The sequence below is a fragment of the Rhodococcus sp. HM1 genome (assembly GCF_023218075.1).
In the GTDB taxonomy this organism is placed as follows: domain Bacteria; phylum Actinomycetota; class Actinomycetes; order Mycobacteriales; family Mycobacteriaceae; genus Rhodococcus.
On the sequence record NZ_JALPTB010000019.1, the window covers coordinates 21,282 to 38,076 of the forward strand.

11 protein-coding genes are annotated in these 16,795 nt (G+C 62.1%); 5 read left to right on the forward strand and 6 right to left on the reverse strand.

The window, feature by feature from the left end; translation table 11 throughout:
• The first annotated feature begins 10 nt into the window (after positions 1–10).
• The 5 genes from M1M07_RS12325 to M1M07_RS12345 all read left to right on the forward strand — a co-directional run bounded on the left by M1M07_RS12325 (position 11) and on the right by M1M07_RS12345 (position 8,039).
• A complete protein-coding gene (locus tag M1M07_RS12325; protein WP_248674330.1) occupies positions 11–1,819 on the forward strand; it encodes a DUF4012 domain-containing protein in 1,809 nt (602 codons plus the stop codon).
• Between the two features lie 7 nt (positions 1,820–1,826).
• Positions 1,827–2,966: a glycosyltransferase gene (locus M1M07_RS12330; RefSeq protein WP_248674331.1), complete on the forward strand. Its 1,140-nt coding sequence runs from the start codon at positions 1,827–1,829 to the stop codon at positions 2,964–2,966.
• 16 nt (positions 2,967–2,982) lie between these two features.
• Complete coding sequence (locus tag M1M07_RS12335; protein WP_248674332.1) at positions 2,983–4,017, forward strand: alpha/beta hydrolase family protein; 1,035 nt, start codon at positions 2,983–2,985, stop codon at positions 4,015–4,017.
• A 268-nt stretch (positions 4,018–4,285) separates the two neighbouring features.
• Positions 4,286–6,124 carry a glycosyltransferase family 4 protein gene (locus M1M07_RS12340; RefSeq protein WP_248674333.1) on the forward strand — a complete coding sequence of 613 codons (1,839 nt, stop codon included), beginning with the start codon at positions 4,286–4,288 and terminating at the stop codon, positions 6,122–6,124.
• Between the two features lie 283 nt (positions 6,125–6,407).
• Complete coding sequence (locus M1M07_RS12345; RefSeq protein WP_248674334.1) at positions 6,408–8,039, forward strand: IS1634 family transposase; 1,632 nt, start codon at positions 6,408–6,410, stop codon at positions 8,037–8,039.
• Positions 8,040–8,109: 70 nt separating this feature from the next.
• On the opposite strand, the gene M1M07_RS12350 is transcribed toward M1M07_RS12345, so the two are convergent.
• The 6 genes from M1M07_RS12350 to M1M07_RS12375 form a co-directional block, all read right to left on the reverse strand.
• The gene (locus M1M07_RS12350) at positions 8,110–8,859 is read right to left on the reverse strand and encodes an acyltransferase (RefSeq protein WP_248674369.1); all 750 of its coding nucleotides are present in this window, start codon (positions 8,857–8,859) and stop codon (positions 8,110–8,112) included.
• A gap of 130 nt (positions 8,860–8,989) precedes the next feature.
• Positions 8,990–11,134 carry a glycosyltransferase gene (locus M1M07_RS12355; protein ID WP_248674335.1) on the reverse strand — a complete coding sequence of 715 codons (2,145 nt, stop codon included), beginning with the start codon at positions 11,132–11,134 and terminating at the stop codon, positions 8,990–8,992.
• A gap of 66 nt (positions 11,135–11,200) precedes the next feature.
• Positions 11,201–12,451 (reverse strand): ABC transporter ATP-binding protein, encoded by a 1,251-nt coding sequence (locus M1M07_RS12360; RefSeq protein WP_248674336.1) that lies wholly within the window; start codon positions 12,449–12,451, stop codon positions 11,201–11,203.
• Positions 12,448–13,263, reverse strand: a complete 816-nt coding sequence (locus M1M07_RS12365) for an ABC transporter permease (RefSeq protein ID WP_248674337.1) — start codon at positions 13,261–13,263, stop codon at positions 12,448–12,450. Before M1M07_RS12365 ends, M1M07_RS12360 begins: the two co-directional genes overlap by 4 nt.
• A gap of 149 nt (positions 13,264–13,412) precedes the next feature.
• Positions 13,413–15,197, reverse strand: a complete 1,785-nt coding sequence (locus M1M07_RS12370) for a glycosyltransferase (protein WP_248674338.1) — start codon at positions 15,195–15,197, stop codon at positions 13,413–13,415.
• Between the two features lie 6 nt (positions 15,198–15,203).
• The gene (locus tag M1M07_RS12375) at positions 15,204–16,697 is read right to left on the reverse strand and encodes a sugar transferase (protein ID WP_248674370.1); all 1,494 of its coding nucleotides are present in this window, start codon (positions 16,695–16,697) and stop codon (positions 15,204–15,206) included.
• Positions 16,698–16,795: the final 98 nt, after the last annotated feature.

Below are 16,795 nucleotides of genomic sequence, written 5' to 3' on the forward strand. Positions count from 1 at the left end.
GTTGCATTTCATGGATGATCGGCCCAGCACTGAGCCGACCGGCGCAGGCGCCCTCCGGGAGGGAAGGAACCTGCGACGCCCACTGCTCGTGGCCGGCGGTGTTGTCGGGGCTGCAGTGATCCTGTGGTTCGGCTTCTCCACCTGGAGGGTGTACGACGGCCTGCAGGACGCGAAGGCCAGCGCCGAGTCTGCCATCGACGCCGCACTCGGCGGGGACATGAGTGCCGCCGGCGACGCTGTTGACGCCGCAGAGTCGTCGGCAGCGAGCGCAGTCGACTCCTCCGAATCGGTTCCCTGGCGAGTCCTCCGCCTCATCCCTCGCGCCGGCGCGCCGTTCGAGACGGTGCACCAGATCGCGAAGGTGACCCAGGGGCTCACCGCAAATGTCGCAAGACCGACTGTCGAGGCCGACAGCGCATTCTCCCTCGACACGCTGGTCGCCCCCGGCGGTCGTATCGACGTCGCCCTGCTGCGCGACGCGGAGCCGATCCTCGCCGACGCGGCGATCGCGACGCGCCCGCTCGCCGAGCAGGCGGCACGGATCCCCGAGGCCGGCTTGGCACCGGTCGACAACGCCCGGGTCCAGGTTCGGGATCTGACCGCCCGACTCGCCGATGCGCTCGACGAAGGTGCCGACGTCGCCCAGGTTCTGCCTGCGATGCTCGGAGCCGACGGACCCCGCAACTACTTCATGGCCTTCCAGACGCCCGCCGAAGCACGCGGTACCGGCGGCCTGGTCGGCGGCTTCGGCGTCGTCAAGGCCGAGAACGGCGTGGTCGGGATCGACACCCTCGCATCGAACAACGACGTCCCCTACTGGGAGAGCTTCGAACCCCTGGATCTCGGTCCCGATTTCGCGGCCACGTACGCGTTCTCCGACTCCGTCACCACCGACATCCGCAACAGCAACTTCAGCTCCCACTTCCCGTACACCGGCCGGATCTGGCAATCCCTGTGGGAACAGCAGTCCGGTCAGCGCGTCGACGGTGCCATCGCCACCGATCCGATCGCCTTGAGCTACGTCCTCGAAGCGATCGGGCCCGTCACGCTGCCCAACGGGGACGTGATCGATGCCGGCAACATCGTCGACGTCACGCTCTCTTCCAACTACCTGCGCTTCGCCGACGACAACAACGCCCGCAAGCAGTACCTCCAGGACATCGCCGCCGCGGTCGTCGCGAAGATGACCGGTTCCATCGAGTCGCCCAAAGCGCTGATGGACGCGCTGTCGCGGGCGGTGAGCGAGAACCGCATCGCGGTGTGGAGCGACCATCCCGAGGAGCAGGAGGTTCTCGCCGACAGCGCCATCGGCCACACGGTTGCGGACACCCCGGCGCCCTACGCCGAAGTCGTGATCAACAACCACGCCGGCAACAAGATGGACTACTACCTGCGCCGCGAGATCGAGTACCGGGCGGAGACCTGCACGGGTGACACCCGCAAGTCGACCGTCACGGTCCGTCTGCACAACGACGCGCCCGAAGAAGTGGTCGGCTATCCGCGCTACGTCGCCGGGATCATGGAGACCCGAACCGAGAAGGTCCCCATGGGATCCAACCTCCCGATGGTCAGCCTGGTCGCCACACAAGGTGCCCGGCTCGACAAGGTCACCGTCGACGGCAATTCGGCGTTCCCGCTCCGCGGAACCGAAGTGGGGCATCCGGTTTTCCATATCCGCACAGCCGTCCCTCGGGGCGAGACCGTGGAGGTCGTGTTCGAAATGACCGAGCCGAGCGCACCCGGCGTCGCGCAGACGCCGATACAGCCTCTGGTCGACACCCCGGCCGTGACCGTCGACGTCCCGGTGTGCAATGCGTGACCACTTGATGACCGAAGAAGGACGTTCGGTCGCAATCCTCGGCACGCGCGGCTATCCCAGCTACTACGGGGGTTTCGAGACCCTCGTGCGCAAGCTCTCCCCGTATCTTGTGGATCGCGGATGGGACGTGACCGTCTACGGGCGCAACGGCACCACCGTGGTCGACGATCCCGGTCGCGATCGGCGCGTCAAGACGGTCACGACCGCCGGCGTCGAGTCCAAGGCACTGAGCACCCTGTCCTACGGGTTGACCTCGGCCGCTCATGCCACGCGGCGACGACCGGACGTCGCACTGATCATGAACGTGGCCAACGGTTATTGGCTGCCGCTGCTCAAGGCTCGCGGGATTCCCACCGTCCTCAACGTCGACGGCATCGAATGGGAACGTGACAAGTGGAGCACCTCGGCCAAGACGGTGTTCAAGGGCGGTGCTCATCTCACCGCTCGGTTCGCCGACTGTCTGATCTACGACTCGCACGAGATCGCCCGCCGCTGGCAGCGTGAATGGAAGCGGGACGGAATCTTCATCCCCTACGGCGGCGCCGTTCCCCCGCAACTCGCACCCGTGGACGGACTGCCGTCACGGTCTTACGCCCTCATGGTCGCCCGCTTCGTGCCCGAAAATTCGGTGCGCGAATTCTTCGCTGCGGCAGAGAAACTCAGTCGCGATTGGGATGTCGTGATCGTCGGATCGTCAGGGTACGGCGACGAACTCGACGCCGAGGCGGATCGGCTGTCCCGTTCCTCGGACCGCATCCACTGGCTCGGGCACGTCAGCGACGACGACAAGCTGTTCGCCTTGTGGCAGCACGCCGGCGTCTACTTCCACGGACACAGCGTGGGCGGCACCAACCCGGCCCTGGTGCAGGCAATGGCGTGCGGCGCGCCGATCGTGGCGCGCGACACGGTGTTCAACCGGGAGGTTCTCGCCGACTCCGCCCGCTTCGTTCGACCGGACGGCGACGCCATCGCAACGGAACTCGCAGCGGTCCTGTCGGATCCCGAGCTCCAGTCGGACCTCGGTCGGCGCAGTCGCGAACGTCAGGCGAGCCACTACACCTGGGACGGTGTGTGCGCGGCGTACGAGAAGGCGATGATCTCGCAGATCGACGCGCGAGCAGCAACCGGCCGAAATGCCCACCTCTGAGAACGATGGACGAAGAATGAATCGACGAACCCTGTCACCCAAGGTCCGCGCGGCCACACTGTCCTCGCTGCTCACCGTCGGCGTCGCACTCGCCAGCCACACCGCGGCAGTGGCGGATCCCGTCGGCGAGACCGGAACCGACGTGGCCTCCTCGACCTCCGCCGACGATTCGAGACTCGAATCGGTCACCGACATCGACGACCGCCACCTCGTCCTCGAGGTCTACTCGGCGTCGATGCAGCGTGTGGTCCCGGTGCACGTGCAACGGCCCGCGGACACCAGCGTCGCCCGTCCGACGCTCTACTTCCTGGACGGCGCCACCCGCAGCGAGAAGACCGACGTCGAGGAGTTCCTCGCCGACGAGAACGTCAACGTCGTCTACCCCATCGGCGGCGAGAACGCCTACTGGACGGACTGGAAGAATCCCGATCCCAATCTCGGGGTGAACAAGTGGCGCACGTTCATGACGGAGGAGCTTCCCCCGATCGTCGATACGGCCTTGGGCACCAACGGGATCAACGCGGTCGCCGGCATGTCGCGTGTGGGCACGGCCGCGCTGCAGCTCGCGATCGCGAAGCCGGGACTCTACAAGGGTGTCGCCCTCTACAGCGGCTGCGCCAACATCAGCGACCCGCTCGGCTACGCGATCGTGACCCTGTCGATGGACGAGTACGGCCAGGGCGATCCCGCCAATATGTACGGTCCCGCAAACGATCCGGAATGGGCGGCAAACGATCCGTATGTGAACGCCGAAAAACTCCGGGGCACAGAGCTGTTCATCTCCACGGGCAACGGGCTCCCCGGCAGGTACGAAACCCTCGACGGTCCCCACATCGACGGCAGCGCAGCGACGTTGTTCCGTCAGGTCTACGCGGGTGGTTCGATCGAGGCGGTCACCAACTACTGCACGCACCGTCTCGCAGATCGTCTGACCGAACTGGATATCCCGGCGACCTACAGCTTCCGCAACAGCGGAACCCATTCGTGGGGTTACTGGAACGACGACTTCCACGATTCGTGGCCTGTGTTGGCGCGATCGCTCGGCCTCTAGCAGATGTCCGGGCACACCTGGGCAGAGATCGGGTTAGCCACGAATCCGTCGCTTCATACGGGTGGGCTACCGTACCCGCATGAGCCGGTCTTCTGTACATAGGCTGTCAGGTGATGCCCGTCGTCACGTCATCACCGCGAGCGCCCGGCTGAGCCGACCTTTCCGCAGGTTTGGTCTTCTTAGTCCCGTCCTGGGATCCTGGGATATTGCGGGGCCCGAAATATCCCTCCGACCTAGGAGATTCACTGTTCACGGGTGGGCCGCCACCGTGCGGGGCACCGGCGATGTTGTTGTCGAGGTCCAGCTCGACGGACGACCCATCGGTCAGGCTACTCCGACGCTCGACCGGCCGGATGTCTTCGCAGTCTTCCAAGAATTCCTACATAGCGGATGGTCCATCGCACTCACCGTCGAACCGTCATGGTCAGGCAAGATCCTCGAAGTCGTAGCATTCGACGACGGGCACAAGAAATCGTTGGGACAGCGAACTCTTCGAGTGACCCGAACCGGATCGACCAAGCACGGCACGACCATGGGAGGGCTCGACCATCCTCGACACGGCGATACCGTCACGGGCAATGTCCTTCACGTCACCGGGTGGGCCATCGTGGACGGCGAGGCCGCAGACACCGTCGAATTGATTCTGGACGACGAACCACCGAGCCGGTTGCGCCGGGGAGAACCGCGACCCGATATTCTTGCCGCCGAACAGACTGGCCTGACATTCGACATCGGCGCCGGCTACTCCGGAGTCGTACCGATCCGAGGACGAGCGTTGCCCCCCGCACTGCCCCTTCGGATTCGCGCAACCGGCTCGAGTGGCAACGTCTGGATGTCCGGGCCGATAACAGTAGGAATCGAAGAATCGGCTCCTCTGCAGAGCCTTCCCGAACCTACCCTGGCGCGTCGAGTTCCACCGCGTTCCCCCATCGACTCGCGCCCCCGAATCGCTGTGTTTGTGCACTCTCTGGATCTCGGAGGGGGTGAACTGTACATCCAGGAACTACTCCTCCGGCTGGCCACCAACGCCACCATGGAGTTCCTCGTAATATCACCCCGAGACGGGGTGCTTCGCGCCGAGCTCGAATCAGCCGGTATCCCAGTCCATCTCGGATCACCGATGCCGCTCGAACCGAAATTGTACGTCGATCGGGTCACCGAACTCTGCAGTATACTGGCGACATGGCGGTGTGACGCCGTGCTGGCGAACACGCTGGCGACATTCATAGGAGTCGACGCCGCACTATCGTGCCGAATACCTGTCGTTTGGGCAATCCACGAGTCGTTCGACATCGACGTCTTCAACGAAGCCTATTGGGGTCGCCAGCTCCCCACGGAGATCGGTGATCGAGCACGCAGCGCGCTCAGGGGGGCGGATCTCAATGTCTTCGTCGCGGATGCGACGCGCAAGATGTTCGAGGAAGCGGAACCAACCGCCCGAACCAGAACGGTCCGGTACGGCATCGACCTCGAGGCAATCGCGACGTATCAAGACACGCACGACCGCGAGGAGCTCCGCAGCGAACTGGGTTTCACTGATTCCGATCGAATCCTGCTGTGCATGGGAATCGTTCAGGAGCGAAAGTCCCAGTTTGCACTGTTGCACGCCTTCGCATCGATCCTCGACAAGAGCCCACACTCCAAGCTGATCATCGTTGGCTTCCAGCCAACGCCTTACGGTCTCGCCGTGCGGAAGGCAATCGACGACTTGAACCTTGGACACGCAGTACGGTTGGTCGATGTGGACCCTGACACCTACAAATGGTTCATGATTTCCGACATCCTTGTGAGCGCGTCGGACACCGAATCGCTACCTCGATCCATCCTCGAGGCGATGGCCTTCGGTCTCCCCGTACTTGCCGCGGATGTGTTCGGGGTCTCCGAGGTCGTGGAGGACGGCACCAACGGCTGGTTGTTCGAAGCCCGAAATGGAGCGGCGGTTTCAGCCGCCATCGCGCGCGCCGCCACGTCCTCGGAAACCGACCTCTTCGCGATGTCACAGCGCAATCGGTACGCTGCCTTGTCCTTCGATGGATCGAACTACGCGCGCGAGTACGAAGCCCTCCTCAAGGATCTCATCGACAAGCGCGATCCAAGAAGAGATTAACCATGTCTGAGGACGCGGCCGGCCCTCTCCAAGCGTCCCAGAGCCGAACGGGTCTTACGAGCAATACGACCGAGGCCCCGAGCCTGCTGAAAATATGGAGCACCCGTTGACGGATCCACCTGATCCGATTCTGTATGACCAGGCCACGGAACGAGATCGAAACGCCAAGTCACCCCCCCGAGTTAGGACATTACTGGCGGGTAGAAGACTGGGCAGGGTTGGCACCAGTGCATTCGCGATCCCGCTGAAGCCGATCGGGACACTAAGCAGGTAGGTTCGGGCGGTGGCATTCGTGCGGAAAGTACGCACCGCATCCGGCGCGGTCGCGGTGCAGGTCGTGCGCAAACACCGAGGCCGGCACGAGATCATCGCGCACGTCGGATCCGCGCACACCGACGTCGAGCTGGGCATCCTCCTCGAACGAGCGCGGCAACTCCTGCACGGCGATCAAGGCATGCTCGAACTCGACGTACCGTCACCGGTCGAGCAGATCGCCGCCGTCGCGGACTGGCGCACCGGCCAGCTGCCTGTTTCGCCGCCAACGGCAGGTGGTGAGGTTGCCGGCCCTGGCCGGACAGTGCGCACCACCGCCCGGCTGCTCTACGACGTACTCGCCTCGGTCTACGACCGGCTCGGATTCGGCATCCTCGACGATCCGGTGTTCCGGGATCTGGTGATCGCGCGGATCGTCGAACCGACCTCGAAGATCGACGCCCTCCGTGTCCTCGACGATCTCGGCGCGAATCCGATGTCGTACAAGACGATTCAACGTCACCTCACGCAGGTCGTCACCGGCGGCTACCGGGACCGGATCGCGCACCGCTGTTTCGAGTACGCCGCGGCCACCGGCGGGTTGGGGTTGTTGCTGTTCGATGTGACCACCTTGTACTTCGAGGCCGAGAAGGAAGACGACCTCCGCAGGGTGGGCTACAGCAAGGAGCGCCGGGTCGATCCGCAGATCGTGGTCGGCCTGCTCGTCGACCGCACCGGATTCCCGCTCGAGATCGGCTGTTTCGAAGGCAACAAGGCCGAAACCCACACCCTGGTCCCGATGGTGCGCCAATTCCAGGCCCGCCACGACCTGGACGGGGTGGAGATGGTCATCGCCGCCGACGCAGGCATGCTGTCCGCCTCGAACCTGACCGCGCTGGACGAGGCCGGTCTGAAGTTCATCGTCGGCTCCCGGGTGACCAAGGCCCCGAACGATCTGACCTCTCATTTCCATTGGCACGGCGATGTGTTCACCGACGGGCAGATCATCGACACCGTCACGCCCCGGCATGCGCGCAGCGTGGTCAACACCGTGAAGAAGCGAGCCGAACCGGTCTGGAACCCGACTCGGGACACCACCTCGTGGCGGGCGATCTGGCAGTACACCCGCAAACGCGCCGTGCGCGACAACCAAACATTGAACGCGCAGGAAGCGCGGGCGAAGTCGGTCGTCGACGGCACAAAGAAGGCCAAGGCCACTCGGTTCGTCAAGACCACCGCCGGCGGCCAGCAACTCGATGAAGCCGCACTGGGCAGGGCGCGGTCGCTCGTCGGGCTGAAGGGCTACGTGACCAACATCCCGGTCACGCTCATGGAACCGGGTGAGGTGATCGGCAAGTACCACGACCTCTGGCATGTCGAGCAGTCGTTTCGCATGTCGAAGACCGACCTGCGGGCACGGCCGATGTTCCACCGCACCAAAGACGCGATCGAAGCACACCTGACCATCGTGTTCGCGGCCTTGGCCGTGGCGCGCTGCGTTCAAGACCAGACCGGCGTCGCGATCGCACGAGTGGTCAAGCAATTGCGGCCGCTGCGGACTTCGACGATCGCGATCAACGGTGCCGTCCAGGACTTCCCTCCGCAGATCCCGGCCGCCGAACAGGAAATTCTGTCCCGCCTCGGGTTCGAAACGGGGTACTAAGCCAAATGTCCTAACTCAGGTACGAAGCCCTCCTCAAGGATCTCATCGACAAGCGCGATCCAAGAAGAGATTAACCATGTCTGAGGACGCGGCCGGCCCTCTCCAAGCGTCCCAGAGCCGAACGGGTCTTACGAGCAATACGACCGAGGCCCCGAGCCTGCTGAAAATATGGAGCACCCGTTGACGGATCCACCTGATCCGATTCTGTATGACCAGGCCACGGAACGAGATCGAAACGCCAAGTCACCCCTGAACGGAGCGGCCGTGCAGGCACCCCGGCGCTGACAGAATTCGCCGGGATTTGACCGGAAACGGCCGACATAGCACCAATTATCGAGCCCTCGCCGACCTGCGCCCCCTTGAGAATCATACTGCGTTGACCCACCCAAACTCGATCACCGAGGACAATATTCGCAGGCGGGTTGATTCGCTCTTTGGTCTCAATGTCGATTATTGAATGCATATCACTAATGGAAACGTCGATCTGCCCGGCGAAGAGAGCTCCCCTCCCGATCTGAATTCTCCCCGGTTCATGCATCAGCATCCTGGTTGCGCCGTTGAAGCCGCTACCGGAGCCTATCGTCAGATGGGCTCGCCTGAGACCGTAAACGAACATGTCGTCCAGCGCGGTTTGCCCCTCAGTTTCGATCACACTGCATGAACCCAACTCGAACCTCAAGTTCTCGTTGCTGAGACATTTAGGTCCGATTCGGACGATATTGTCATCACCCGTGAATATCAGCGTTCCATCGAATGAATCGATCGACTCAGCGGAAATATCGACAACGTTACGTTTTCCAAAATCCTGCACCTTCAACATCTGCAACCGCCGAAAATTAGTGCCGCCAGCCGGACAAGCAAAATCCAACCTTCGTTATCCCGTTGCCTACTATCCCCGTCCTACCCGCCATCGACTTTGGGAGACGGGGCGGGGGCCCAATATGTAGCGCTCAACTCTTGGGTCGAAGACGTCGATACGCGGTCCGCAAGGCAAGGTACATCGATGGATTTCGGCGCCTGAGGTACGTCGTCAGTTGCACCCTGATGGACCCACCGTAATACACGGGATCGGGAAGTCTAGTGAAGCGCCGCCAGCGCGCGCGAAGGTGGGCACAGTCGACCTCTTCTTTGGTCACCGCAACCAGAAGGTCGGCAACTTCCCGACTGTAGTCGTCCATCGTGCGACCGCTGGAATCCAGTTCTGTTTGATCTGTCGAAAGAGCCGACTTCACGACTGACGGGATTTCATTGAGCAGCTTGAAGTAGCTGATCGAAATGGCGGAATCGTAGAGTCGACCGATCTCTCTCGCGACCTCTGTGTCGCCCAACACCAGCGGCCGTCGGTGTTTCGCTGCCTCGGCAATGGGAAGACCAAATCCCTCGTACGCCGACGGAAAGAAGATCAGCGCGCTGTTTTCGATCAATCCATCGACCGCACGGTCGGACAAGCCACCGCCCGGTACCAGATGCAAATTCGGATGATCCTCGGCGCCCGTGAGTTCACGGGGCCCCAGTACGAGAACCTCTTCGTTGCACTTTGCGAGCTCGGGGATTACTTCGTGCATCAATTTATGATCGAAGTCGTTTCCGAATGCGAGAATATACCCACCTCGACACACGATTTGTTCGATTTCATCGTCCAGCGCAGAGATCTCGCTTCCGTCGAATATGGGGGATACTTGGAAGCCTTGATGGACAACGACCATCTTCTTCGCAGTCTCGTCGTACGAATCCCCGAAGTAGGCGAGAGTGTCGTCCATCGTAAATTGGCTGATGCAGATGATCTTGTCCGCTGCAATCAGAGAATCCTCGACCACATCTCGGACGCGGTAGTCGTGAGCGAGTAGCGCGTTGCTTCGCAGCGCGATGATGTCGAGGTGCGAGAAGGCAATTTTCAAACAATAGCGGTTCATCGCCAGCAGCGATTCGCGGTGGAATATCTGACTGGGGCAGTAGCCGATGTGAAAGAGTTCGTCAATTTGATCGAGTCGCATCACTGGGAATCCGAATGAACGCAGGTCATGAAAATCTATCGCGTCGTCGTTTGCGACTACCTTGAATTCCACATTTTCGAACCTGCTACGCGCAGAGTCCAGGTAGGTGAGGAAGTTCAATGCATTCTTCGACGTTCCATTGAACAACGTCGGCAAGTGGTGGAGATTGATCAGCACTTTGATCTTGCCACTCCGCCCAATAACATCAGCAAACCAGTCCACCGGATCGATATACGATTTCAGGTATTTCTCGACGTGGCCCAAGTAGTAGGGGTAACGCTTGAGCATTATCCCCTCGTTCCTCTTCTGCAGTTCGGCCTTCTTGCGGGAAGTGAAGCTACGACTCTCCAAATGCCACACGATTGCGTGATTTGCCATCACAGATGAGTAGCCGAACTTGTTGATCCGAAGACAGAAGTCGTTTTCCTCGCTGTACCCCAGTCCGTATACCTCGTCGAAGAGTCCAAAGTTTCTGATCAGATTGCGTTTGATCAGGATGCAGAAGCCGGGCGTAACTGGAACCACCGAGTATCGCGGAAGATGAGATCGAATCCGCGAGTAGGTTTCCAGCGAGTACTCGATCTCGCGATCCACCTGCCCCTGATCCATGAACTTGACGGGCACCGAAGCGATGGTGGCATTGTTACTGCGGGGACACACTATTCCGTGCTTTTCCGACATGTAGAGCACCGAAAGCATCTCCTCGACAAAACCCTCAGTTACCTCTGTGTCGCTATTGAGAAGGAGGATGTCGTTGTCGGTGAGGTCAAGTTCGAACACCGCCCGGTTGCAGGTGCGCACGAACCCCAGGTTCGTCGCGTTACGGTGATAGCTGAAGTTGGACCAACCTGCAATCGACTGCTTGATGTTGGATTCGATCGAATCGACTTCGGGGCCACAGTCGTTGACGAGCAGGACATCGTGTCGGGGATCGAGATGTCGCTGCAGGGACGCGATGCACTTGTCGAGGGACGCCCAGTCTCCGTACACAGGAACAACGACTGTGACGTTTTCTGCTGGCACCGCTACCTGTTCCATTAGCTCTAGATTCCCTTCACCGGTGAAGTGCTTGCGCCCGGCACGCTGGTTCTCTAATTCCATGGTCTGGACCGCGACATCCTGTCGCACCGATCTACGAATGTCGCGCCTTGGCGCGACTGATGTCGTCTAAGAATTGGATCGCCGGTCCGTGACGAGTTCTGGCGATGTACGCACCCTGCCAGGGATTGTCCATCGTCCTCCGAAATCGAGGCATCCTCCTTCGACTCCGGAAGCTTCTTCTCTCCTTGCCACCTGGATTGCAGCGACAGCCCGTGCATGATCGAAAACGTGCTGCGTTGCCGTATCCCCAATAGAGGCATTCAGGACGAACTCTCCAGCCGCAAGTGGGAGTGCCGGCACGGTGAAGTCCGCAGTTCCGGGGCCATCGATCTTGTCGACAACATGCTTCTGCCCCCTGGTGCTCTTCTCCCAGAGGACGATGCCGTCCTTGGTTTCCAGCGACAAACTGAACATCGGATCCGCGATCGGCTCCGATGCTCTGTAGTGCATCCGGATCGTCACTTCCGATCCGGTCGAAATCGGTCCCGAGAGTGGGTCGCCCGAGGGATCCAACACTTCCACCGCTTCCACTCTGGCCTCGCCCGAACCCCAATGAACGTTGCCATCCGCATCGACATGCAGATCACCGCGGGTGGAATCGTGATACTTCTCGATCACTACGTCGGCCGGCCCGACCTCCTTGAGCTGCCCGTGTTCGAGCCACGCAGCGTGATCCGACATGTTCCGCAGCTGACCGAGTGAATGGGACACGACGACAACGGTCCGACCCTCGCGACGGAACTGCGCGAACTTCTCCGCGCACTTCTCCTGGAACGCGGCGTCACCGACGGCGAGCACCTCGTCGACGAGGAGCACCTCCGGGTCGACGTTGATGGCGACGGAAAAGCCGAGGCGCACGTACATGCCGGAGGAGTAGTTCTTCACTGGCTGGTCGATGAACTCCTCGACGCCCGAGAACGCGACGATCTCGTCGAACTTGCGCTCGACTTCCTTGCGCGTCATACCGAGGATCGAGGCGTTGAGATAGATGTTCTCTCGTCCGGAAAGCTCCGGATGGAACCCCGATCCCACCTCCAGCAGAGCCGCCATCCGGCCGTGCGTAGTGATCTTGCCGGAGTTCGGATACAGGATCTTCGCGAGACACTTGAGCAGCGTCGACTTGCCGGAACCGTTGTCCCCCACCAAGGCAAATGTGGAGGACGCCGGGACCTCGAGGGATACATCTTTCAGCGCCCAGAAGTCTTCGTGCACGGACAGTCGCCGCCGCATCACCGCACTCTTGAGTGACTGGTTGCGCTCGTGATAGATCCTGAACTTCTTGGAAACGTCGTCGACCACTACCGCCGGCGTGCTCATAGCGCCTCCGCCAATCCCTTTTCGTGCCGCTTGAAGACCCAGTACCCCACCGCGAAAGTGCCTATCCCCCAGGCCACACACGCCATGCTGGTCGACAGGTCGGGCCATCGGTTGTCGTAGAGCAGGTTGCGGAACACCTCGACGAAATGCCCGATCGGATTGAGCTGATACAGATCCAGTACGGTGACCGACCCGAAGAGCGGACCGATGCGGTCGGACTGTTCGGCAACGAGCGAAACGGGGTAGACGATCGGCGTCAGGTAGAACATCAACTGCAGGACGACCGTCATGATGTGGTGCGTGTCGCGGAAGTAGACGTTCGCGATCGAGAGCATCATCGAGATTCCGGTGGTGAACAACCACATGAACACCATGGCCACCAAAACGACCGGAATCCACGGCAACGGATTCGCGCCGATGACGAGCAGAACGACCAGCAGTACCAGCATCTCGATCGCCCACGTGTAGAGCCATGCGATCGAGTTCGATACGACGAGTGCGATGCGGGGGAAGTAGACCTTCTTGACCAGGTTCTCGTTGCCGACGAACGCGATCATCCCGCCGTTGGCGACGTTGGTGAAGAACGTCCACGGAAGCAGCGCGCACAGCAGCCACACGGCGAAGACGTCGACGCCGCTCGGATCACCGGGTTCCGGCTGGATGCGGATGATGAAGGCGAACACCACCGTGTAGATGACCATCGCCGTCAGCGGATTCGCCAACGACCACAGCTGACCGAGCGCCGTCGCCTTGTACTTGCCTTTCACCTCGCGGCGAACGAGGTTGAGTACCAACTCGCGTGAGTCGACCAATTCCCTGACTATCGACAACGGCAAGCGCCTCCCTGCATCGGTGTTTTCTGCCGCGACCAGGACCTGAACGTCCCACTGGGCATGGCCCCCACAACCCTGCGCGTCGTCCGACTCTATCGGAGCGACCACTCCCCTGAACGACGTGGTGGTCATGCTGCCTCCGGTCCGCGGTTCCCCAGATAACTGCGCAGGACTCGGTGGACCGACAGTTCGGCGCGGATCTGTTCACTGTCGGCGAGAGCCCGCAACCGCCCCGACAAGTGGCCGATCTTGCGGACCGCGAGCGAGGGTCGCGACCCTCCGTCGGCCAGGTACTCCCAACCGGACTTGTCGACCTGTCCCCGCGTCCCCACGACCTGTGAGGGCGAAATCCGGTATCGCACAACCACACGGTCGTCGACGTCGATCGAATCGACCGCTGCGCCGACGAGAGAGAGCCACCGATCGTGCAGCCATCCGGCCGGCACGGGCGTCGCATACTGCACGATGCGCGAGTCGATCATCATCGCGGCCCCGGTTGCCATCGGGTGCCGCAGCAGCAGTCGCATCCGCTCGGCAGATGTCGCCTCGTGCCACGCGGCCGGCACCGGAAAGCGATCACGCAGCTTCGCCCCGGTGGGCACGCCGTCCTGATCGATCAGCAACCCGTCCCCGACCGTGAGGAGAGCGCGACCCGACGACAGACGGTCGCGCTGCAGCGCCAGTCGGTCAGCTTCCCATACGTCGTCCTGATCAGACAGCGCGATGTATCGGTATTTCGACGCGGCGGCCCGCAAGCCTGTCTCGAAGTTCGCGGCGATCCGTGTGTACAGATCGCTCGTGCGGACCTCGGGAGTCCGGACGACCACCACCGGGATCGGACCATGCGTGGCGAAGTAGTCGAGGACGAATTCGCTCGATCCGTCGGAGGATCGATCGTCCACGTAGTAAATCGCCTCGGGTGGCGTCGACTGACCCACAATCGAGGCGAGCTGCTCACCGAGGAACCGCATCCCGTTGTGGGTCACCAGCACCACTGCGGTGCCGTCGTCGACCTCCGCATCGATCGACGAGCGAAGAGGGCTCGGAGCCGGACCGCTGTGGCCGAGAAGGAAGTCCCGTATGCCGGCGATAACCGCGCGGAACTTCGCTCCGCGCGCATCTTCGATCGTCAACGCCAGGATGGTCGCGATCACGAGCCGACGCAGCGTCACGAGGAACCACCGCCGTTCCCGCCGGCCGTACCGCCGGAACATCACGAGGCGATTCCGGGTGATGTAGTACCGCCGCAGTGGGCTGTGGTGGGTCACCGAGACCCGGCGACCGAGGATGCGGATGGATCCTCCGCTGCCGATCGGATGCGCAATCTGTACTCGTTCGTCCGCGAACACCTGATACCCCTGGGTCCGCAGCCGCAGGCACAGATCCGTGTCGACCGAATCGATGACCAGCGATTCGTCCGTCAATCCGGCCGAACGCAACCCCTCCGAGTTGAAGACCGCGGCCGATTGGATGATCTCGGGCGTCGGCCGCAATCCCTCGGAGGAGTTGAGGTGGTACCGCGTACCGCTGAAGGTCCCCGGTCCGACGGCGCCCCAGGCATGCGGCCGTGTCCTCTCCAGCTCGTCGACCGCAGAGTTCATGTCATCGAACAGGGCCTCGTTGACCACGGTGTCCTGATCGAGCGTCATCACGAACCGCGCGCCCGCCGCCAGAGCCGCAGAGAATCCCAGGTTCAGGCTGTGCGCGATTCCCCGATTCTCGGGCTTCATCATCACCGTGACGTTCGGGCACGCATCCAAGTACCGGTAGAACGACGGATCGAGGGTGCGGCTGCCGTCGTCCACGACGTAGACCCGGTCCACGAGACGCGCCACCGTGACGACTCGATCCAGGAGTTCCGTCGATGGTTCGTAGCAGGCGAAGACGACAGCGTCGATCAGGGAAGTGTGCATCGGAGATCAGTACGCGCCTGCCCCGGCGACAACGGCCCGGACGGTCTTGACGACGATGAGCAGGTCCCCAACCATCGACCAGTTCTCCACATAGGACAGGTCGAGTCGCACCGACTCCTCCCACGACAGGTCCGACCGTCCGCTCACCTGCCACAGCCCGGTCATCCCGGGCTTGACGAGCAACCGGCGACGCACCGTTCCGTCGTATTCCGCCACCTCGCGCCGTAAGGGCGGACGTGGGCCGACCACGCTCATATCCCTGCGCAGCACATTGATGAACTGCGGCAGTTCGTCGATGCTGTACCGGCGCAACATTCGGCCCACGGGCGTGACGCGTGGATCTTCTCGCAGCTTGAACAGGACCCCGGCGCCTTCGTTCCTGTCCATCAGCGCCGCTACATTTCGGTCGGCACCGTCCACCATGGACCGGAATTTCAACATCATGAACGGTTGTCCGTCGAGACCGATGCGTACGGATTTGTAGAAGACCGGGCCTTTGCTGGTGAGTTTGATCGCGATCGCCACCGCAATCATCAGCGGACTCGCGACGAGCAGCACGAGAGCGGAAAACACCACATCGAATGCGGTCTTCGCGAAGCTCTTGGCACCGTGATATTGGGGTTTCTCCACATGGATGAGCGGGAGACCGGCGACCGGGCGCATTTCGAGGCGGGGCCCGGAAACATCGATGATTCCCGGAGCGACCACGAGGTCGATCTCGGAATCCTCCAATTCCCACAGCAGATCCCGAATACCGCGATGGCCCACCCTCTCGGTGTCTGTGATCACGACGGTGTCGGCGCCGGTCTGCTCCAGCGCGGCGACCACGTCGATTTCGCTGCCGAGCACGGGGATTTCGGCGTCGGCCGAGCCGATCGTTCCGCCTCGACGGCCGTCGGGACCGGGGATGCAGGCCCCCACCACGTGGTATCCGTCCGCGGTCCCCCTCGAGAAGGATTCGATCAGGTCACGGATGGAGCGCTCGCCACCGACGACCAGCACCGCGGTCTGCAACTGACCGCGTTCGCGCCAACGCGTCACTCGCCTGCGCCAGAGCCAACGGCCGAGTAGCAGGCCCCCCAATCCCGTCGGGAGGGCGATTGCGAGATAGAGGCGGGCCAGGTCGAGTCCCGCGAGCAGCGCCACGATGGCGATGACGCCGAACATCCAGAACGTCGACGAGATGATCCGGCGGTACTCCTCGTCCCCGCTTCCCACCACGCGAGGGGATCGGGTGCGGAAGATCGCCAGGACGGACAGCCACAGGGCAACCAGAACAACGGTCACGAGGCCGTAGCCGACGAAACTGACGGCCTTGGACTGGACCTGCACATCGAAAGTCCCGAATCGGACCCACTGCGCCGCCAGGACCGCCGCCGCCACGATCAACGTGTCGGTGACAACCAGTCGCTTCACGTACGTCGCCACCCACAGTCGACGCGCGACGGCACCCCGGTGGGATACGGCGATCGCATCTTCCGCGGATGCGTGCGTGGGCAGTGCCACGAACCCTCCTGGCACTCGAATTCTTGAACTCACGGAGCGTACAGAAGCCGGATCGTTATCAAGTTAAGATTCGTTACTTAACACCGCAAAGT